Source organism: Nodosilinea sp. E11, assembly GCF_032813545.1.
Taxonomy (GTDB): domain Bacteria; phylum Cyanobacteriota; class Cyanobacteriia; order Phormidesmidales; family Phormidesmidaceae; genus Nodosilinea.
The window spans coordinates 1,867,122-1,887,912 of the sequence record NZ_CP136520.1; the positions used below are offsets into that span (position 1 = coordinate 1,867,122).

Consider the following 20,791-nt stretch of genomic DNA (forward strand, 5'->3'; position numbering starts at 1 on the left):
CGATTTGCTCAGGCAGGCGCTGAGCCAGGTTGCCCCCGGGGGCTAGGCCTGAGTTCTGCCCTAGGGCAGCCTTGCTTCGCCCTCTACCTGCCGTGGCTGGTTAAGAAATCGATTCAACCCCGGCATCTCCATGTATCCTTTAGCAGAATCTTGTATCGCCCCTGGGTATCGCCATGAATCAGCACCTTAGGCCATCTCTGGCTATGCTGGCCTTAATCAGCGCCGTGGCCACGCTCCCCATGCAGTGGTTGAGGACTGAGCAGCCTCTGTGGGCCCAGGGGACGGCAGAACCTACTCCCACCTTCAGGCTGCAAGAGAGCGTGGCGCCGGGTACCGAACTCTCCATTGATGGGTCGCCCGCCATGGCCGGTATTAACCAAAGCCTGGCCGAGGGGTTTGAAACCCGCTACCCTGACACGGCGGTGAACCACCTAGCCGAGGGCGATGACCAGGCCCTTCAAGCCTTACGGCGCGGTAACGTTGACCTGGCCGCCCTGGGGCGAACCCTGGCCGAGGCCGAGCAAGATCCCAGCCTGACTTCGATTCCGGTAACGCGGGAGAAAATTGCTGTCATTGTCGGTCGCGACAATTCCTTTGAGGGCGACCTCACCTTCGAGAGTTTTGCCGCCATATTTCGTGGCGAAATTACGAACTGGTCGGAAATTGGTGGCCCCAACCTGCCCATTCGGTTTGTCGATCGCCCTGCCGAGAGCGATACCCGCCTTGCCCTGGGCGATTACGAAATTTTTAGTCGGCAACCCTTTGAAACCGGAGAGACAGCGGTGCAGCTCTCCGAAGACAGCACAGCGGCGGTGGTGCGCGAGTTGGGCAATGACGGCATTAGCTATGCGATCGCCTCCGAAGTGCTTGACCAAGACGCCGTGCGCCCGCTGAGTATGCACGGCACATTGCCCGATGACGATCGCTACCCCTACTCTCAACCCCGCAACTACATCTATGAGGGAGAACCCAGCCCGGCGATCGAGGCCTTTTTGGGCTTTGCCACCAGTGAGGAGGGCCAGGAGGCGATCGCCGCTGCCAAGCAAATTGCCAGCGCCAACGTTACCGTCGGCGCTAGTCGACTGCCGGGCGGTGTCGCCCTGGCCCCCGACGGACGGTTTATGGTGCGTGGCACCGAAGACGGTCAACTGCAATGGCTCGATGACGCAGGCAACCCCACCGACACCGTAGTGGCCGATGCCCATCAAGGAGCCGTATCGACCGTGGTGGTTAGCACCGATGGCCAAACCGTAATCTCTAGCGGGGCCGACGGCACCCTGCGCCGATGGGATCGCAATGGTGCTCCCATCGGGGAACCGTTGGTCGGGCAGGGAGCGCCTATTTTGGCCCTGGCCCTGAGCCCCGATGGCAGTACTGTGGCTAGCGGCAATGCCGATGGCATTGTAGAACGCTGGTTAATCGCCGATGGCGCGGCGCTAGGAAACCCGATCACCGCCCACAACGGGCCAGTGCAGGCCCTCCACTACCCCGCTGGCGGACAGGCCCTCATCACCGGCAGCAGCGATGGCAATCTGGGCTTTTGGAATGGCGATGGCAGCTCGGCTGGTCAGATCGAAGCGGCCCACGAGGGCGGCATTACCGCCATTACCAGCAGCCCCGACGGCCAAGTGCTCACCACCACCGGCGGTGACGGCACTTTACGCAACTGGGATCGCTCCACCCTTCAGCCTCGGGGGGAAGCCATTCCGGCCCACGACGGTGCGGTGAGTGCCGTGGCCTATGCCCCCGACGGCAACACCTTGGCCACCGCCGGTACTGACAGCACGCTCCAACTCTGGTTGCCCGATGGCACCGCCCAGCTGCCAGAGCCGGTGCAGCTCGATCAGCCGGCAGCCTCCCTGGGCTATACGCCTGCGGGGCAGTTGGTGGTGGGTAGCAGCGATCGCAGCGTTGAGCTGCGCGATGGCCAGGGCGAACGGGTCTCTGCCAGCCCGCCCGAAGACCCAAGTGCCGATCCGACCGAGGGTGGGGACGGCAATCCGCTCTGGCAACGACTTCGCAACCTACCCCCTAGCGCCTGGTGGATGCTGGCGGCAGTTCCGGCTGTACTGCTGTTGGCGGGCCTGTTAGCAGCACTGTTTGGCCGCAAAGACCGCGACGATGATCCTGAGGACGACGAACTCCTAGAGGCTGGGCTGGTTCCCAGTCCCGGATCGGGCGCTGGCTCGGGCATTGATTTTTCTGGCCTTGGCGGCAGGCCTGCGATCGCCGTTGGCCCCCTACCTGAAACCGATGATGGCGAAGCGGGGCGCTTGCCCCCCGAAGCCGACCTGGTGACTGGGGCGGGCCTTTACCCGGTGGGTGTAGCCCCTAACAAACTAGAGCAGGCCCGCATTGACCTGGCTGAGGGCCGCCGTCTGATGCGAGAAGGGCGTCACGACACCGCCTTAATCTATTTCAATCAGGCCGTTGAGGCCACCGAAGTAGAGCGCAGCAAGGCCGAAGCGATGGGGGTGGCAGCCCAGGGGCTTAACGCGATCGCCGCCCAAGCCCAGGCCCAGCGGGGCGCAGCCCTAGCCCTGTTGGGCGAACCCAATGAAGCTATGGATAGTTTTAACACCGCCCTGGAGCTAGACTCCAGCGTCATTGAGGCCTGGGTGGGTAAAGGCCGGCTGCTCAGCACCCTGGGCCGCTACGACGAAGCCATCTTTTGCTTTGACACCGCCCTAGAACTCGATCCCTCCCTGGCGGCGGCCTGGTTGGGGAAAGGACAAGCCCTCATGCCGATGGGGCGTCAGAGCGAAGCCCAGGACTGTCTGGCCCGAGCCACTGCCCTGGGCAGTGACGATCCGGCCTTGGCGAATCTGGGCCAGGGGGCCGGGGGCAATCCAGAGGCAGACTTGTCCGAGGATGGGGCGACTGACAGCTACGACCCCGACGTACCCTTCGACTTGCAGCAGATCGCATCGGGGTTACCCTCCGCCGATGTCGAGATTTCGGGGAGTAGCCCCAGCGGCTACGACATTCCGCCAGACCTGGCTGCCGAGGTGGCACTCTTGCCCGATCATGCTGAAGATGCGGTTTTGAGCGGCGTGGCGCAGGAGACAACGGGCGCGGGATCAATTTCGGCTGGGCCGTTGCCCGCCGACTCCGATGGGCCTGCCCAGGAGCTACCCCCAGACCCACTACCGAGTGAGGCCATCACTCCTGGCCCAATACCACCCAGTCCTTTAGAGGATGAGTTGCTCAGCCAGATACATTTGAGTGTGGCCGCCGATCGCGATTTGGCTGAGTCGGGCATGCTAGCTACAGGCCAAAGAGCCACCACTGAGGCCATGCCCCCGCTCCGCCCGGCACCGGTACCGGTGCCAGAGCCAGTGCTCGTCGAGCCGGGCGATTATGTGCCGCCCCCGCCCGAACCGACTGATACCGATACCGATACCGATGTGGAGTCGGGGTTAGAAGGACTGCCGCCCGAGGTGGTGGCAGCGCTGTCTAGTATTCCGCCCAGTTCGCCCGACAGCTTTGGGGTAGCGCCTGCTAACGCCGATGCGGTAGTCACAGCCGCCCCCAAAACGGCTAGCTGGATTCAGCTGTCGATCGACCGTCAGAGCGATCGCTTCTACGCGGTGTGGCAGCTCGATGAGGGCGATCGCGCCCAGGCCAAGCAGCAGGGCGGTACAACCATGACCCTACGCCTCTACGATGTGACCGGCCACGCCACCCACACGCCCCTGCCTAAGCCAGTGGCCGAGCAACTCTGCCGCGACGACTTTGCCCAAGACTGGTACCTGCCGATTCGCCAGTGGGATCGTATCTATGTGGTAGAAGTGGGCTACCTCAGCCCCGATGGCGACTGGCAGGCGATCGCCCAATCAAAGGAAATCGCTGCCATTTCGGCCCAGCCGTAGATCGCCCGAAGGGGTTCGCGCCCGCGCCTTCTCGGAGGCAGGCTCTAACCAGGGATGATATGATGCCCGGTTCGAATTCCATACCCCCAATTCCCAACAGGCCAACTTGTAGGGGCGCATGGCATGCGCCCTGCCGGAAGCGGGGGTAACCAAGCAGGATTTGGTATGACAGCCTTCAATCTCTGTTGTCGTGAACCATTGGAGCGAAAAAATGCCCGGAAGCGAGCCTCCGGGCAGGGGTCAGGAGTAACGATTTCAGGAGTGACGGTTTCAAGAGTGACGGCTTCAAGAGTGACGGGTATGGCAACCCCTGGGCCTACACCTTCAGTACCCACTGGTCGCGGGTGTCGGCGCTGACGAAGGGGGCAGGCACGTAGTCAATCTCGACCCCGAGCGCAATAAACGCCGCGCGAATGGTGGTGGCGTGGGCCGCCTCGGCAGCGGCGATGGTGGCCCCGGCGGTGATCAGTTCGGGGGTTTTGAGCTGGGCGACTTCGCTGGCGTAGGCGATCGCCGCATCGGTCTCTAGGGCCAGGGCCAGCTTGGCAATGTTCACGTCCGAATCTAACCCGCCGTCGCCCCGCTCCAGGTAGTCGGAGAGGTCGTAGCTGGCTTCGGCCATCACTGGGGTGCCGCCCAGGTCGGCAATGACCTGACTGAGCAAGTCGCGGTGTACTTTGTGGTCGGCCTGGTTGGCCAGGGCAATGGCCAAGACGGCTTGACCAACGTCGGTGTCGCTGAGACCCCCGGCAGCGGCACCGTAGGCCCAGATGGCCTGGTGCTCGTAATAGAGAGCACCGTTGAGAATTTCGACATCATTGGCGGCATCGCTGCCATGGCTACTGGCTTGAGCTACTTTGGTCAGGGCCGAAAACCCTAGGGTGCCAGCCAAGCCTGCGATCGCGCCGCCAACCATGACCCGCCGCCGAGAAACTCCCGCCCCCCGTTGAAACCGATCGGCCGTCATCAAGTGATTATCCATAGCAGTATCCTTTGCGCTAACGTCTTAAGCGGGCCTTCTTCAAGTGCCCAGCACAATACGACTAGCCCCAGCTGCTGGATGAGCGATGACGTTGTTTTTTCTGCTCCTAGGTTAGAAATGGCTGGACCATACCACCTGCTCTGCCCCGTCTAATGCCCTAGGAGCGCGAGTCTAGTGACGCGTGCGACTCGCTTAGCGAACAGTCTGCCTGGTTTAAATGCTAGATATCGGTCACGTTCTTCCCCCCAACCTGGTTATACCGAGTCTGAGTTCTATACTCCCGATACCCAACTGGTCAACCTCTAGGGGCGTTGGCATAGCCTGGCCGGAGGCCTTACGGCGGTTCGCCCAGCGGAATCGGGGATAGCCCAGTAGGATTTGGTAGTAGACCCCATCCATCCGGCTAGCCTGAGTCGTATTCCTGACATAGAGTCAATGCCCCCATTCTCGCCCTCCGACCCCCTAATACCTCGCCCGGTTAGCGATCGCGACCTGGTCAACCGTCTATGGGCCGGTGATACGACTGCCCTTGCCACCCTCTACGACCGCTACTCGCCCATGGTCTACACCCTAGCCCTGAAAATGCTGGCTAACCCTGCCGAAGCCGAAGACCTCACCCAAGAGGTCTTCGTCAATTTTTGGCAGCGGCAGCAGTACAACCCCGACCGAGGCAGCATCGGCAGCTTTTTGGCTACCTATACCCGTTCTCGCGCCATCGATCGCCTGCGGGTAAGTAGTGGCCGGGCCACCATTCTCCAGCGGTTTCAGCGCATTAGCGAGGCTTCTAGCCGCTCCCCCAGCCCCGTTGACCATGCCAGTTTGCAAGAGCAGCGGCAGCATCTGCGGGCTGCCCTCGATCAAATTCCTGCCGCCGAGCGCGAAGTGCTAGAAATTGCCTATTTTCAGGGGCTAAGCCAGGCTGAAATCTCAGCCCAGCTGGGCATTCCCCTGGGCACTGTTAAGTCGCGCTGTCGGCAGGGGCTGCTGCGTCTGCGCGACCTGCTCCAGCATCAGCGAGATTAAGGGTCTACCGATCGGCCCTGGGCTTGAACTCTGGACCGTCCCCCCATCTATCCACTCCGTTACTTACCCCCTCCGCCCTGCATCGATGAACTCACCCTCCCTTCCCGAAAATTGGCGATCGCTGCTGGCCGGGTACGTGCTCAACGACTTGACCGACGCCGAAGCGGCCTTAGTCGAGCAATGGCTAGACTTGCCTGAGGTTGCCCTCGAGCTAGATGCCCTGCAAAGCACCTGGGCGAGTTTGCCCGCCGGGCTGTCCCCCCTGGCACCACCGCCAGAATTGCGCGATCGGATCATGGCGGCCGTCACTCAGCCTGAGCTAGACCCCGCTGTCACGGCTCAAAGCTCAGCCGTCCAGACCGTGAATTCTTCTCCTATTCCCCGCCGTGGGTTTCCCTGGGGCAGGTTGGCCCTGGCCCTGGGCTGGGTCGCTACGGCGATCGCCCTGGGCTTGGCCCGACAAGAAAACCAGCGTCTGCGCCTGGCGCTGCGACAAACCGAAGCCATTGTCGCCAGCTTTAGCCAGCCCACCAACCGCCTCTACACCCTGGCTGGCACCGCTGCCGTACCCCAGGCCAACGCTCGCCTGGTGGTCAACCCCGCCGACCAAACGGCGCTCATTGTCACCACCGATCTGCCCACCCTGACTACAGAGCAGGTCTACCGGCTATGGGCTGTGGCCGACAGTGACCCCGTCTTTTGCGGTCAGTTTAACCCCCAGACGGTGCAGGCGATGCACCAGTGGTCTTTGCCCAACCCAACCTGTGCAGACCGGCCGGTACAGATGCTGATCACCACCGAAAAAGCTGCTGATCCACCCCTTCCCGCCGGAGATTTGGTGATGCAGAGCCAGTCGTAACAGCGATCACATGCGCCAAAGGCCGGGGTTGTTTGACACAATACCAAGTAATGCCAAACCAGAATCGGATCACCCCCATTGCGACTAGGCCAAACCCGAGGGGACATGGCCTTTGCTCGGCTGAAGCGGGGTGATCAAAGCGACGTTGGCGTCACCCTGTCACCCACCCCAAGCATGGCCCCAAGCATGGATTTCACCGCTGCTCTGCCCACGTTTTTTATCACCCTGCGCGAGGGGGTCGAAGCCGCCCTGGTGGTCGGTATTGTGCTGGCCTGCTTAGCCAAGGCCAACCGGCAATCGCTCAACCCCTGGGCCTACGCCGGCGTGGCCGCTGGTCTGGCGGGCAGCGTGATGATTGGCATTGCCCTGGGGATGGGGCTGCAGCAGCTACAGCAGGGGCTACCGGGGTTGCAAATTGTGCTCAAGCCGCTGCTAAATGTGCTGTTTGGCGCGATCGCCATCATTATGCTCAGCTGGATGCTGCTGTGGATGACCCGCCAGGCCCGCAGCCTCAAGGGCGAAATCGAAGGTACTGTGCGATCGGCCCTCGACGATGACCAAACCGCTGGCTGGAGCGTTTTTAGCCTGGTCTGCATCGCTGTACTGCGCGAAGGGTTTGAAACCGTGCTGTTTATTTTTACCAATGTAGAAAGCAGCGTTGGCGCGGTTGGCGGGGCGATCGCAGGCCTTTTAGGCGCAGTGCTAATTGGCCTAGCCCTGTTTCGCTGGGGGTTGCGCATCAACCTCAAACGCTTCTTTCAGGTCATGGGGGTACTGCTGCTGCTAATCGTGGGTGGCCTGGTGATTTCGGTATTTAAGAATCTCGATGCCGCCCTCGCTACCCTCAGCCAAATTAGCCCTACCGCCGACCTCTGCTTTGCCCAAGCCTCCTGCGTGCTCGGCCCCCTGCTGTGGGATGCCAGTACCGTACTGCCCGATCGCCAGTTCCCCGGTGTTGTGCTCAAGGTCTTGCTTGGCTACCGCGACCATTTGTATCTGGTGCAGCTGGTGGCGTACCTGGGCTTTTTGGCGATTGTTGGCGGCAGCTACTTTCGCAGCCTCAACCCGCCCGACTCAAGCCCCAGCAAAACCGCCCCCAGCCAATCCTGACATTGTGCCCGCTGTGCTCCCGCGCCCAAACCGCGCCCAAACCGCGATATACTCCCTTCGAGTCATAACCACGAAGGACACCGCCCATGGTTGCTGTCGCCATTCTTGCCGCTGGGCGCGGCACCCGGATGAAATCGAGCCTGCCCAAGGTGCTGCACTCTGTGGGGGGCAAGTCAATGGTAGAGCGGGTGCTCGACAGCATTGCCGACCTCAACCCTAGCCACAGGCTGATTGTGGTGGGCTTTGGCCAAGAGCAGGTGAAAGCCGCCCTGGCCCACATTCCCAACCTCACCTTTGTTGAACAGACAGAACAACTGGGCACGGGCCATGCTGTGCAGCAGGTGATACCTCACCTAGAGGGGTTTGATGGCGACCTGCTGGTGCTCAATGGTGACGTGCCGCTGCTGCGGGCCGAGACCATGCAAACATTGGTCAAAACCCACCAAGACAACGGCAACGCCGCTACCCTGCTCACCGCCCAGTTCTCTGATCCCACTGGCTATGGGCGCGTGTTTTGCACCGACCAAAACCTGATTACCGAAATCGTTGAGCACCGCGATTGCAGCCCGGCCCAGCGTCAAAATCCTCGCATCAATGCCGGGGTCTACTGCTTTAACTGGGCCAAGCTGATGACCGTGCTGCCCCACCTCAGCGCCGACAACGATCAGCAGGAGTATTACCTCACCGATGTGGTCAAAGACCTGGCCCCGGCCATGGCGATGGATGTGGCCGATTGCCAGGAGATTTTTGGCATCAACAGCCGCAAGCAGTTGGCCGAGGCCTATGCCATCTTGCAAGACCGGATCAAAGACCACTGGATGGCAGCAGGCGTCACCCTGATTGACCCCGACAGCACCACCATCGACACCACCGTGCAGCTCGAACCCGACGTGGTAATCGAGCCCCAGACCCACCTGCGCGGCAAGACCACCATTGGCACCGGTAGCCGCATCGGCCCCGGCAGCTTAATTGAGAATAGCCAAATTGGTCGCGACGCCACCGTGGCTTTCTCGGTCGTGAGCGACAGCACCGTGGGCAGCGGCGCACGGGTCGGCCCCTACGCCCATCTGCGGGGTGAAGCTGTGGTGGGCGATCGCTGCCGCATTGGCAACTTTGTCGAAATCAAAAAATCGACCCTGGGGGCAGGCACCAATGTGGCCCATCTGTCGTACCTGGGCGACGCCACCCTGGGTACCCAGGTTAACGTGGGGGCAGGCACCATTACCGCCAACTACGACGGGTTTAAGAAGCATCAGACCGTGATCGGCGATCGCACCAAAACCGGCAGCAACAGCGTCCTCGTTGCCCCCGTCACCATCGGCAGCGACGTTACCATCGCCGCTGGCTCTGTGGTACGCAAAGATGCCCCCGACAACTGCCTGGTAGTCTCCCGCGCCCCGCAAAAAAATCACGCAGGCTGGCAACCCAAGCATTTACGCGACGAGAAGGGTGAAGAGTAGCGATCGCAGGAGCGGTGCATTGCGGCCAGGCAAGAAAATTGACATTTGCAAAAGATGCTTGGGCCGCGTTGGCGGAGCCTCGCCTTAGCGTTATGCACCCTACAAATTGGCCCATTGTTACCCAACCCGTAGGGGCATCCGCGAAGCGATGCACCAGATCCGTACTAGATCCCAAGTTCTTCTAAAATCGGCAGCATATCGCCCCAGCTCAGCCCCCGGTGCAAATACTGCGGTGCCGCCGGGTTGTACGGCCCCACCATCACATCGATCGCCTCAATCTCGGCATTCTCTGGCAGCACTGGCACCTCCGGGTCGGCGGCAGTGGGGCGCACCAGCGAGCTAGAGAAACCCCGGTAGATCATCACCTCATCGGCTTCGCCCGCAACCACAGCCCGCACCAGCAGCACCAGGCTGGGCTGCCTTAAGGTAAATTGCTCTAGCCGCAACCCAGGAGCCATTGCCGCACTCATCCACCCACCTACCCGTCCACTAATTGATCGCCTGCCGCCCCTGCTTACCCAGGCGCACAAACACAAACCAGGCCAGCGACGCCATATAGATCACCAGGCCCAAAATGCCAAAGAAACCCAGGAAGCCATAGGTGTACCCGGCGTGGAAATATTCTCTATAGAGCAGCGGCGGCTCTAGCCACACTTGGCAGTCGGCGGCCCCAAACCGCGCCCCCGAGAAAGCGCAGGGCAAAAAGCCCAGCAAGATCGCGCCACCAATGATGTTGTAGAGGGTTATGGCCCAGCGCCAGGCGCTAAAGATTAGCTTCAGCAGTGAGCTAGGCTGCTCGCGAATTTCTTCGTTAAGGTCGACCCAAAACCACAGCGACACCGGAATCAGCACCCGCGCCATCAGCCCCGACAAAAAGCTGATATTGAACCCGCCGATCATCAGGTAGACGGTGATCATCAGCAGGCTGGCCACTTTCCAGTAGATCAGCAACAGCCGCTGAATGGCCTCGTTTTTTTGCACAAAGGCCCAAATCAGCAGCGCCAGGGGCAAAAACACCGTAAACAGCACGGCGAGGCGATAGTCAGTCCAGACTAGGGCGCGCAGGAGCGAAGGTTCTAACATAGGAGCGCAGTAGCGGTACGGGCAAATTGCAGCCTATAGCGTAACATTTGACCCGGCCAGACTGGCTTGAAGATGCGAATGACTCAGCTACTACCACCGCCTTAGTCAATTGCACCACTTTTATAGATGCGTTGTCGGGTTTCGGGTTTACGGCCTGGGTTAAACCTTAATCTCGGGCTACTGGGCTAGAGTACCGCTCCAGGTTTTGGTTGCTGTTAGACCTGCGACGATGCTGCGGGGGCGATAGCCGAAGGCAAAGGCTTTTTGGCTATCGGACGACACATCGGGCGGACGGCGGGCGGGCATGGTCACATCGGCCTGTTTGCTCGGAATCAGCAAATTGGGGTCAACGCCAAACACCTCGGCCATACACAGGCCAAAGTCGTAGCGGCTGAGGCGTTCGGGGCCGCCCAGGTGTAGCAGGCCAGGAGCATGCTCTAGGGCCAGCAGCAGGCCAGCGGCGACATCTTCGACGTAGGCAGGGGTGCGAAACTCGTCGGTAAATAAACTTAGAGGTTGCCCCGATCGCAGCGTGCGCAGAAAACCCTGCAAAAAGCACTCGGCAGTGGGGCTGGGGGGGCCATAGAGCAAGGGCAGGCGGCAGATGGCGGCGGTGGGGTGTAGATCGTGCACCAGGGCCTCGGCCTCGGCTTTGTGGTGGCCGTAGAGATTTACAGGGCTGGGGGGGCTAGCTTCATTGTAGGGGGGCGACTGGCCATCAAACACCTGGTCGGTGGAGGTAAAGACGAAGGGGATTTGGTGCTGGGCGCAGACCTCAGCTAGGACGCCTGTGGCCTCCACATTCACCCGGTAAGACTGAGCTGGGTTTTGCTCACAGCGGTTGGGCTGAGAGAGAGCAGCGGTGTGAATCACGGCAGCGGGGGCGATCGCCGCGAGGCAGGGGGCGATCGCCTCTAAATCACTGAGATCCAGCCTATGCCTATTCACCCCCGGCAGGGGTTGGGGAACCTGACGGTGGTAGGTGCCCGTCACCTGCCAGGTGGCCTGGGCCAATCGGCACAGATGCCAGCCCAAAAAACCACTGGCCCCAGTGACCAGCAAACGGGGAGGAGTGGGTGCGGGGCGATGTTCCATAGGGCACAAGATCGGGTTGAATGAAGGCTGGGCAGGTGTGGTGGTTTGCAAGTTTGGGGATGACTATGGCCCGGTGCCCGGTGTGGATAGACAATAGGGTTCAGCGCTGGCCAGGGCGGTTGAGGCTGCGATCGCGCCCCAGTTCGTGGCTCGCTCTGCTGGCCTTGGGTATCGCCCTCTGGATCGGGCCACTGGGCCTAACAGCATCTCACTACGGTGGGCAGGCCCTGGGTCAAACCCCGCCAACCGAGGCGGCAGCGCCATTTTTTGCCGATGTGCTGGTGCGAGGGCAGCCGGTGTTGCAGGTGGGGGGGCTGCCCGATGTTAGCGCGCCTGAGCGGGCGGGGCAAATCAGTCGGCGCATTGCGGCACTGCTCAACCAGAATGCAGCCCCCGACCCGATCGCGGTGAATCTAGACCCCAGCCGCAACCTGGCCACCCTCCAGGTCAACCAGCGGGTGATTATGACCGTCACCGAGCAAGACGCCCTCGACTTTGACACCGATATTGCACCCCTAGCCGAGCGCTGGGCCGACCTGCTCAACCAGGCCCTGGCGAGAACCAATCTGCTATCTGCTGCTACCTACCGGGTGCGGGGTACTTCTCAGCAGCTGTTACGGGATACCCTCGACAACCTGCCTGCCCTGCTCGGGGCGCTGGTGGTGCTGGGGCTGACCTGGCTGCTAGCGGCAATTGTGCGCCACGCGGTGCTGGTGTGGGCCGAAAAAACCGAGGGCGATCGCACCACCGAAGTGCTGATCAGCCGCCTCTGCTACGGCGGCGTGTGGACCCTGGGGTCAGTGATTGCTTTGGGGGTGTTGGGGCTCAACTTTGCCGCCCTACTCGGCACCCTGGGCCTCACCAGCGTTGCCATTGGCTTTAGCCTGCGCGACGTACTCAGCAACTACATCTCGGGGGTGATTTTGCTCGCCACCCGGCCCTTTCGTATTGGCGATCAGATTGTGATTAACAACTTTGAGGGCACCGTCACCCAGATTCAGCTGCGGGCCACTACGGTGCAAACCTACGACGGTCGCCTGGTCTACATCCCCAACCAGGAGGTGTTCCAGAGCAGCATCACCAACAACACCGCTTCCCCGGTGCGGCTCAGCAGCGTCACCGTCGGCCTCGACCACAGCGCCGACCTGCCCGATCTATTCCACCGCATTCAGCAGCAGATGAGGCAGATCGACGGCGTCGAGCTAGACCCCGAACCGATCGTGCTGGTGCGCGAACTCACCCCTTCTACGGTGAATTTAGAGGCTCAGTTTTGGGTCAACTCGCGCAAAAGCTCGTTTTTGCAGGTGACCTCGCGGGTGCTGGCGGCGATCAAGCTCACCTTGCAAGAGGCCCAGTTCGCTGAGGCGGTGGCTCCTAGTGCGATCGCATCTGAGTCGCTTTCCACCGAAGCCGATATCAAACTGCACACCGAAGAAAACCTGCCCAAAGGAGATCTCTAATATGGCCAGCACGCTTTGCAACACAAACCGCTGGGCTATTGAATTGCTGCATCCATACTCCCTGTTCACGCAACGGCGCTATTCTTAAACGCATTCTTCTTTAGCCACTCTCTAGCCCCAGCTATGGATCGCAACCAGTTTCGCGTCGGCACCTTCAACCTCAACAATTTGATGCTGCCCGATCGCGAGTTTTACCAGGGCGAGACCTACAGCCAAGAAAACTACCTCAAAAAGCTCACCTGGATTGGTGCCCAGCTCGATCGCATGAGGGCCGACATTATTGGCTTTCAGGAGGTGTTTCACCGGGGGGCGCTGAAAGAAGCCCTGCACCGCAGCGAATATCACCAAAATCACGAGATCGTCATGGCCGAGGGTTTTGGCCGGGGGCCGGGGCTGGCGCTAGCGACGCGATTTCCGGTGGTAGGGCAGCGGATCTACGACGAGTTTCCGCCCGAGGGCATTTTAGATTTAGAGGGGGCCGAAATTCCGATTCGGCGGTTTTCGCACCCGGTGCTGGCGGTGGATCTGGCTCTCACCGACGCGATTCACTGCACGGTGTTTGTGGTGCATCTCAAGTCTAAACGGCCCATGATCGCCAACGGAGCCGATCGCAGCGACCCGGTCGAAATTGCCAAGGGCCACGCCCGTTCGCTGATTCGCCGCACCGCCGAGGCCGCCGCCCTGAGATTTTTGCTGATGGAGGGGCTGCGCGATCGCAACTACCCCGTCATCGTCGTCGGTGATGTTAATGACAACCACACCGCCGTCACCACCCAGATTGTGGCGGGTACCCCCCCCTGGGAATGCTGGCCCTACCGCAAAAAAGCCCCCGTGTGGGACGTGCTGCTCTACCAGGTGAAAGACATTCAGGCCCGCCTCGGCTACGGCGACCACTACTACACCCACATCCACAACGGCCACTACGACAGCCTCGACCACATCATGGTGAGCGAAGAATTTTCGGCCCAAAATCGCGATCGCATTGGCCGCGTCACCTACGTTTCAGTGCTAAACGACCACCTGTTTGACCACACCCTACTCGAAGACAATATCGAACCCTGGCAGTCAGACCACGGCCAGGTGGTCGCCACCATTGAGCTCAACCCGCCCCAGTCGGCTCGTCCCCAGCTCGTCGCTCGCCTAGGCCCATGACCGTTGCCTTTGGCCTGCTGTCCTAGACAGGCTGCTCCCCGTGGCAACCGTAGCGAGAAGGTCTCCACTCGCCTAGACTTGGCACCCGACCTTCCTAGACACGAAATGTTACCAGTCGTGGTGGAAGTGCTCTCGTCGGTGCAACACTAAATAGTGACCATCGGCTTTCCCGGAGCAACGGGGGAGCCATTTCGGAGGTGTCTATGACCGGTGTTGTGCTCTCTCCTGTAGACTGGCCCGCTTTAGAGGACGGTCTACCCCCGCTCTCGGGTCGAGAGGCTGATATTGCGGCGGTGATGGCCAGCGATGAGCCGGTGTTTTTGTCGCGCACCAATCTGGCTTTACCAGATATTTCGGCGGGCTTTGCGATCGCCCTGCACATGCACCAGCCCACCATTCCGGCTGGGGCCACGGGCGAGCTGGTCAACCACCTCCAGTACATGTTCGAGCACCCCTACGACGGGGACAACCACAACGCGGGCACCTTTGCCTACTGCTATGCCCGCCTGGGCGACTTCATTCCTGAGCTAGTGAGCCAGGGCTGCAACCCCAGGGTCATGCTCGACTACTCAGGTACCCTGCTCTGGGGCCTACAACAGATGGATCGTCAGGATATTCTCGCCAAGCTGCGCCGCCTGGCCTGCGACCCTACCTATCAGCCCTACGTCGAATGGCTCGGCACTTGCTGGGGCCACGCGGTGGTGCCCTCTACCCCCGTGCCCGACCTCAAACTGCACATTCGCGCCTGGCAGCACCACTTTGCCGCCCTGTTTGGCCCTGAGGCTCTGGCCCGCGTGCGCGGCTTTTCGCCGCCGGAAATGCACCTGCCCAACCACCCCGACCTGCTCTACGCCTTCGTCAAAACCCTCAAAGACTGCGGCTATCGCTGGCTGCTGGTGCAGGAACACACCGTAGAAACGCTAGAGGGCCAAGGGCTATCGCAGCCTCACCTGCCCCACCGTCTGGTGGCTCGCAACAGCCAGGGTGAAGTCGAAGACATTGTAGTGCTGGTCAAGACCCAGGGGTCAGACACTAAGCTGGTGGGCCAGATGCAGCCCTACTGGGAAGCCAAAACCCTCAGCCAGGTCTCTTTGGGCAGTGCCACTGTGCCCCAACTGGTCAGCCAGATCAGCGACGGCGAAAACGGCGGCGTGATGATGAATGAGTTTCCCAGCGCGTTTATGCGATCGTGGCACGAAATGCGCGACCAGGGCGGCGGTCGTCGGGGCGTGGTGGGCTTTAACGGCACCGAATACTTGGAGCTGCTGGCAGCGGCAGGGTGTGGCCCCGAGACGTTCCCCCCCTGTCAGGCCGTGGGGCAGGCGCGATTGTGGCAGGCGATGGCGGGGGCCGAGGGCAGTGAGGCGGTGGCAGCAGCGATCGCAACTCTAGCGGCCCAAGACGGCAACTTCTCGATGGAAGGCGGCTCGTGGACGAGCGATCGCAGCTGGGTAGTGGGCTACGACAACGTACTCGACCCTATGCAGCGCCTCAGTGCCCAGTTTCACCAGACCATGAATCGCCAGAGCGACCAAGGCGATGCCCTTGGAAGCCAGCACCGCTACCGCAACGCCCTCATCCACAATCTACTGCTGCAAACCAGCTGCTTTCGCTACTGGGGCCAGGGTACCTGGACGAGCTATGCCGAGGAGATCTACCGTCGCGGCCAGGCAATTCTCACCCACGATTTTGCTTAGGCGACTTTTGAAAGCCGTCTTCCCACAGAGATGTAGATGTATTGACGTGAATTTTTACGTGAATTTCTCGGGTAGGGGCGCATGGCATGCGCCCTGCTGAAGCGAGGGTAGCCAAACAGGATTCAGTATTACAAGTTGTTTAATCCACGATCCTAATGGTGGGCACTGCCCACCCTACGGTAGCGCCCTACCCCTGAACGGGGGCTGGGCTATGTCTCCAACCAGGATAGCGATAGCTGTACCGTTCCCAGTGGCTAGGCTCGATGGGCTCTATCGGGTAGTCATGCTCACATACTGCGATCGCCACTTATCCCTATGATTAGACCTAATAGTTAGGAATATCCAGGGTATGGACTACAAGCAAGAGCTAATCACCACTATCCACGACCTCGGGTATGATTCCGAGCGCTTAGAGCAACGTCTCACTGAGCTAAGCCAGACCAACCCAACTGCGGTGCTGATTCCATCCCTCTACGAAGAGCTAGAACGCCCTGCTCTGGCCACCATTCGAGACCACTTGAGCCACTGCCCCTTCGTCAACAACGTCATTGTCTGCCTCTACGCCGACACCTTCGAGCAGTACTGCCACGCGGTGCGGTTCTTCGAGCCGCTGCCCCAGCCCACCTTCATCCTCTGGGAAAATGGCCCCGGCATTACCGGTATTCTGCAAAACCTCAAAGATCAAGGTCTAGATCTGCTGAAATTTAAAGGCAAGGGCCGGGCTGTGTGGCTGGGCCTTGGGGTGGCCTCGCTCCATGCGGCGGCGATCGCCCTGCACGATGCCGACATTGTCACCTACGATCGCGCCTACCCGCTCAAGCTACTTTACCCTCTGCTAGAACAAGACTTTGGCATTGCCTTTAGCAAAGCCTACTATGCCCGCATTGGCGACAACCCTCGCAGTTTGCACGGGCGCGTCACCCGGCTGTTTGTCACCCCGCTGATCACCTCGCTGATGGAGCTGTTTGGCTACCGTGACTATCTGCGTTACCTCGACGCCTACCGCTACCCCCTCTCGGGCGAATTTGCCCTCTCTGCCGACCTGGCTTTGACCACCCGCATTCCTGGCAACTGGGGATTAGAAGTGGGGTTGCTGGCCGAGGTCTACCGCAATGTGGCCCTCAAACGCATTGCCCAGATCGATCTGGGTATTTTTGAGCACAAGCACCAAACCATTGGTACCTCCGCCAACTCAGGGCTGCAAAAAATGTGCCGCGACATTCTGCAATCGGTGCTGCGTACCCTGACCGAAACCGAGCGGGTCGTGATTGGCGTTGACCACATTCGCGCTCTGCGGATCAAATACCGCCGCGAGGCCCAAAACCTAGCCCGCCAATACTTTGTCGATGCTCGCTTCAATGGCCTAGAGTACGATCGCCACAAAGAAGAAATGACCATCGAAACCTTCGAGCAGATCATTCTTGAGGCGGGCACCCAGTACCTAGACGATCCTACGGGCACTCAAATTCCCGATTGGACGCGGGCGATCGCAGTTATTCCCGACCTGCGCGAACAGTTGCTCGACGCCATTCTCTCCGATATGGCCCAGGCGCGATCGGCCCCTGACCCCGTGCTAGATGCCTCTGGCGTCTTAGCCACAGCGATGGGTTAAACAGGTAGAACTTGAGTCAGCTGATTTTGGCAGAATCTAACGGCTTAAGGTTTCAGGTTTACGACCGGCCTTGAACCGTACACCATAAACCCTGAACCCCTACGAACCCCTAATCTTTGGTTTGGCAAACTGACTAGGCCGTTCTCTTCTTGCCGATGGTGCTGGTGCTCGCTGGCAGAGTGTTGCGGCTGCGTAGGGTGACATTGACACCTTCGCTCGATTGCTCAAGCACCAGCAAAGGTGTGGGTTTAGCTTTTTGATCCCAGTGCATGTTGGCAATGCGGCCCTGGATGGTGGGCTGCCAGTGGGTTTCTTCTGCATCGGGGCTCATGAAGTTCTCGATGCAGTCAACTAGCTGGCCAATGGTGGAAGACGTGGCCTGGGTAGGCAGCTTTGCCAGCCTAATTTGAATGCGAAACAGCACCCGCTTCTTGGCCATCGGCTGATCGTGGGGAGCATACTCTACGTCAAAAATCTCATCGACCACCCGAGGCTTGCTGGCAATGCCAATCAGTCCTTCCTCAGCCTGGCGCGGGCGCAGCGCTACCGAAATTTTTTGCTTTACCTTGACCTTGAGTTGGTTGACGATCGATGCGTGGAAATGATCTTCATCCATACGCATGCGCAGATAGTCGAGGTTAAATTCGCGTGAGTGAATTAAGTCAGGATTTTGCTCCATCTTACTGATGGTTTTAAGCGCCAGCTTGACCTTTTTTTGGAGCTCTTGATTTTTGTAGCTTTCAAATTTAAGCTGCTTCACCATGCGGCGGGTTTGCAGGTGAGAATAGACCCCCAACCCCAGCAACAGGAGCAGCAACCCTCCAGAGGTCAGCATCCAAAGGTTATCAACCGGTAACCGACTGGTGACTGGGGCCTGGGCGAGGGTTGACTGCACGAGAACTGTAGAGGTTTTCATGGTCGGCAAGAGGCTCAGAATTATAGCTGTTTTTATAGTTCCCTCAAACTAGAGGTGCCATCCGGATGAACCTGAGAATCAGTAATAACTTTAAGAACCAGGCCGGTTAAATGGTAAAGGGTAAAGGGAATTTTATGATGTATCCGTGGTATCCCTGAGGCGATTTACGGGGGACAGAATAGTCTCAGTAATCTATTCTCCTCGTCCTCTCGAACCGGGTTAGGGGTGAGAGGGCACAATCTCGATTGCAGAGCAAGGGCTAGCCGGACCAAGGCTTGTCGCACCATCTAGCGAATCGGCTAAAGGCCTCAGGCTGGTTTTCAGCTTATCAACTGAAGGAGCTGGCCTAGGCCGCACTATCCGCGCTTCGTATGCCGCAGGCGGTTAACCGCCCCGACCTGTGCTCTTTCACAGCCTACTACTCTGCTGCACAAGCTAGCTAACCGTTTCTGCGGCCTAGGCCCTGCCTCCCTCAGCCAAGGTAGTAGCCTTCAGAGCGCCTCGACTACGGTTCTCTTTGCCTCTAGACACCGTGACCGTTTTACATTTATATAGAAATGTATAAAGAAGCATTAAGCAGATTTACCTACGGGCTATGTTGCTCTTTGACATTTCACTTCAAGGCCGCTGTCGGGTAGCTCGTCCCTCGTGAACAGGGTCGTTGCCGGTTCGATCGCACTTCGCCCGTAGAGTCATAACTCTTTGCAGCTGGGCTAGGCGATCGCCGGGTGATCTGAGCCTGCGGCAGCAGGCTGGTAGCGCCACGCTCTCTTTTAACTACTGCTATAAACGACAAATGCACTGGAGTTGCTAGGGCGATGGCTGCCTACTACCAGGGGCGATCGCAGCTGTTGAACCTAGGGCAGCGTTGCAGCTTGATTTGCCCAGCGATCTTGAACCGCTCAGGCCAGTCCAATGGGGCTTGGCAGGGTCAACGTTTCATATTTGTAGGGCCTAGAGGAGGACCATTGAACATTCACACGCTCAAACTTCGTGCCCCTAACCTGCGCCATCTCAAGCGAGAGTGGTTTTCTAACCCTAAGGCCGATATTTTGGCCGGGGCGGTAGTTGGGCTGGCACTGATACCGGAAGCGATCGCCTTCTCGATCATCGCCGGGGTTGACCCCAAGGTCGGCCTCTACGCCTCCTTTATCATCGCTGTCACCACTGCGTTTTTGGGTGGCAGACCGGGCTCTATCTCCGCCGCCACCGGGGCTATGGCCCTGCTGATGATCGACCTGGTGCGCGACTATGGGCTTGAGTATTTGCTGGTGGCCACGCTGTTGTGCGGCCTATTTCAAGTCATCTTTGGGCTGCTGCGGCTGGGTCGTCAGATGCGCTACGTGCCCCGCGCCGTGATGGTGGGCTATATCAACGCCCTGGCGGTGCTGATTTTCTTGGCTCAACTGCCCCAGCTCACCAATGTGCCCGTTGCCGTGTACGTGATGACGGCGCTGTCGCTGGCGATTATTTACATCCTGCCGCGTTTCACCACGGCGGTGCCCTCGCCCCTAGTGGCGCTGTTTGTGATGACCGTAGCAGCCATTTCTCTTGGCATTGACGTGCCCACCGTGGGCGACATGGGCGAACTGCCCACCGCGCTGCCGCCCTTTGCGCTGCCCCAGGTGCCTTTTACCTTAGACACTCTGCTGGTTGTGCTGCCGACGTCGCTAACCATGGCTGTGGTGGGGCTGCTGGCGTCGTTTCTCACTGCCTCGCTGGTAGATGAGCTGACCGACACCCCCAGCGACAAAAACCGCGAGGCCAAGGGCCAGGGCATTGCCAACATCATCACCAGCTTTTTTGGCGGCATGGCGGGCTGCGGCATGATTGGTCAGTCGGTGATCAACGTGCAGTCGGGGGGCCGGGGGCGGCTCTCAACCCTATGTGCTGGGGTGTTTTTGCTGTTTGCCATTTTGGTGCTGAGCCAGTGGGTGCAGCAGATGCCCATGGCGGCCCTGGTGGCGGTGATGATTATGGTCTCCATCGGCACCTTTCGCTGGGCGTCGTTTCGTGACATCGCCAAGATTCCTCGCACCGAGACGGCAGTGATGCTGACCACCATGGTGGTGACGATCTTTACCCGCAACTTTGCCCTTGGGGTGGCCACCGGTATTGTCATGAGCACGGTGTTTTTTAGCAACAAGATTGCCCAGCTGGTGTTTGTGGACAAGGTGCTGCACGACGATGGCAACCACCGCATCTATAGTGTGTCGGGCCAGATTTTCTTTGTATCGAGGGATGAATTCTTCGAGGCCTTTGACTTTGAAGAGTTTGTCGATCGCATCACCATCGACCTCACCCACGCCCACCTATGGGATCAAGGAGCGGTGGCCGTCTTAGACAAAATCGTCAACAAATTTCGCCGGGCTGGGGCCGAGGTCGAGGTAATTGGCCTCAACGAGGCCAGCGCCACGCTGGTGAACAAGCTAGCCGTCCACAGCCAGCCGGCCACCCTACAGGATTAGTC

15 protein-coding genes are annotated in these 20,791 nt (G+C 59.8%); 10 read left to right on the forward strand and 5 right to left on the reverse strand.

Features of this window, described 5'->3' with window-relative positions; all coding sequences use genetic code 11:
• Window positions 1–173: 173 nt before the first annotated feature.
• Window positions 174–3,872, forward strand: a complete 3,699-nt coding sequence (locus tag RRF56_RS10580; RefSeq protein ID WP_317037608.1) for a substrate-binding domain-containing protein — start codon at window positions 174–176, stop codon at window positions 3,870–3,872.
• A 316-nt stretch (window positions 3,873–4,188) separates the two neighbouring features.
• Here RRF56_RS10580 and RRF56_RS10585 read toward each other — a convergent pair whose 3' ends face one another.
• Window positions 4,189–4,854, reverse strand: a complete 666-nt coding sequence (locus RRF56_RS10585; RefSeq protein ID WP_317037609.1) for a ferritin-like domain-containing protein — start codon at window positions 4,852–4,854, stop codon at window positions 4,189–4,191.
• Window positions 4,855–5,289: 435 nt separating this feature from the next.
• On the opposite strand from RRF56_RS10585, the gene RRF56_RS10590 reads away from it, so the two are divergent.
• The 4 genes from RRF56_RS10590 to glmU all read left to right on the forward strand — a co-directional run bounded on the left by RRF56_RS10590 (window position 5,290) and on the right by glmU (window position 9,306).
• Window positions 5,290–5,877, forward strand: a complete 588-nt coding sequence (locus RRF56_RS10590) for a sigma-70 family RNA polymerase sigma factor (protein ID WP_317037610.1) — start codon at window positions 5,290–5,292, stop codon at window positions 5,875–5,877.
• An 85-nt stretch (window positions 5,878–5,962) separates the two neighbouring features.
• A complete protein-coding gene (locus RRF56_RS10595) occupies window positions 5,963–6,736 on the forward strand; it encodes an anti-sigma factor (RefSeq protein WP_317037611.1) in 774 nt (257 codons plus the stop codon).
• A gap of 186 nt (window positions 6,737–6,922) precedes the next feature.
• Window positions 6,923–7,846 (forward strand): FTR1 family protein, encoded by a 924-nt coding sequence (locus tag RRF56_RS10600; protein ID WP_410510590.1) that lies wholly within the window; start codon window positions 6,923–6,925, stop codon window positions 7,844–7,846.
• An 86-nt stretch (window positions 7,847–7,932) separates the two neighbouring features.
• On the forward strand, window positions 7,933–9,306 hold the full coding sequence (gene glmU / locus RRF56_RS10605; RefSeq protein WP_317037613.1) for a bifunctional UDP-N-acetylglucosamine diphosphorylase/glucosamine-1-phosphate N-acetyltransferase GlmU: 1,374 nt from the start codon (window positions 7,933–7,935) through the stop codon (window positions 9,304–9,306).
• Window positions 9,307–9,470: 164 nt separating this feature from the next.
• Here glmU and RRF56_RS10610 read toward each other — a convergent pair whose 3' ends face one another.
• The 3 genes from RRF56_RS10610 to RRF56_RS10620 all read right to left on the reverse strand — a co-directional run bounded on the left by RRF56_RS10610 (window position 9,471) and on the right by RRF56_RS10620 (window position 11,484).
• Window positions 9,471–9,764, reverse strand: a complete 294-nt coding sequence (locus RRF56_RS10610; RefSeq protein WP_317037614.1) for a hypothetical protein — start codon at window positions 9,762–9,764, stop codon at window positions 9,471–9,473.
• Between the two features lie 31 nt (window positions 9,765–9,795).
• Window positions 9,796–10,389 (reverse strand): DUF3177 family protein, encoded by a 594-nt coding sequence (locus tag RRF56_RS10615; RefSeq protein ID WP_317037615.1) that lies wholly within the window; start codon window positions 10,387–10,389, stop codon window positions 9,796–9,798.
• Window positions 10,390–10,566: 177 nt separating this feature from the next.
• Window positions 10,567–11,484, reverse strand: coding sequence for an SDR family oxidoreductase (locus RRF56_RS10620; protein ID WP_317037616.1), 918 nt, complete (start codon window positions 11,482–11,484; stop codon window positions 10,567–10,569).
• A 65-nt stretch (window positions 11,485–11,549) separates the two neighbouring features.
• Here RRF56_RS10620 and RRF56_RS10625 point away from each other — a divergent pair, with 65 nt between their 5' ends.
• The 4 genes from RRF56_RS10625 to RRF56_RS10640 all read left to right on the forward strand — a co-directional run bounded on the left by RRF56_RS10625 (window position 11,550) and on the right by RRF56_RS10640 (window position 17,405).
• Window positions 11,550–12,944, forward strand: coding sequence for a mechanosensitive ion channel family protein (locus RRF56_RS10625; RefSeq protein ID WP_317037617.1), 1,395 nt, complete (start codon window positions 11,550–11,552; stop codon window positions 12,942–12,944).
• Between the two features lie 123 nt (window positions 12,945–13,067).
• Window positions 13,068–14,096 carry an endonuclease/exonuclease/phosphatase family protein gene (locus RRF56_RS10630; protein ID WP_317037618.1) on the forward strand — a complete coding sequence of 343 codons (1,029 nt, stop codon included), beginning with the start codon at window positions 13,068–13,070 and terminating at the stop codon, window positions 14,094–14,096.
• Between the two features lie 203 nt (window positions 14,097–14,299).
• Window positions 14,300–15,793 carry a glycosyl hydrolase family 57 gene (locus RRF56_RS10635; RefSeq protein ID WP_317037619.1) on the forward strand — a complete coding sequence of 498 codons (1,494 nt, stop codon included), beginning with the start codon at window positions 14,300–14,302 and terminating at the stop codon, window positions 15,791–15,793.
• Window positions 15,794–16,142: 349 nt separating this feature from the next.
• A complete protein-coding gene (locus tag RRF56_RS10640) occupies window positions 16,143–17,405 on the forward strand; it encodes a glucosyl-3-phosphoglycerate synthase (RefSeq protein WP_317037620.1) in 1,263 nt (420 codons plus the stop codon).
• 133 nt (window positions 17,406–17,538) lie between these two features.
• On the opposite strand, the gene RRF56_RS10645 is transcribed toward RRF56_RS10640, so the two are convergent.
• The gene (locus RRF56_RS10645; protein WP_317037621.1) at window positions 17,539–18,321 is read right to left on the reverse strand and encodes a hypothetical protein; all 783 of its coding nucleotides are present in this window, start codon (window positions 18,319–18,321) and stop codon (window positions 17,539–17,541) included.
• A 968-nt stretch (window positions 18,322–19,289) separates the two neighbouring features.
• Here RRF56_RS10645 and RRF56_RS10650 point away from each other — a divergent pair.
• Window positions 19,290–20,789 (forward strand): SulP family inorganic anion transporter, encoded by a 1,500-nt coding sequence (locus RRF56_RS10650; protein ID WP_317037622.1) that lies wholly within the window; start codon window positions 19,290–19,292, stop codon window positions 20,787–20,789.
• Window positions 20,790–20,791 lie beyond the last annotated feature (2 nt).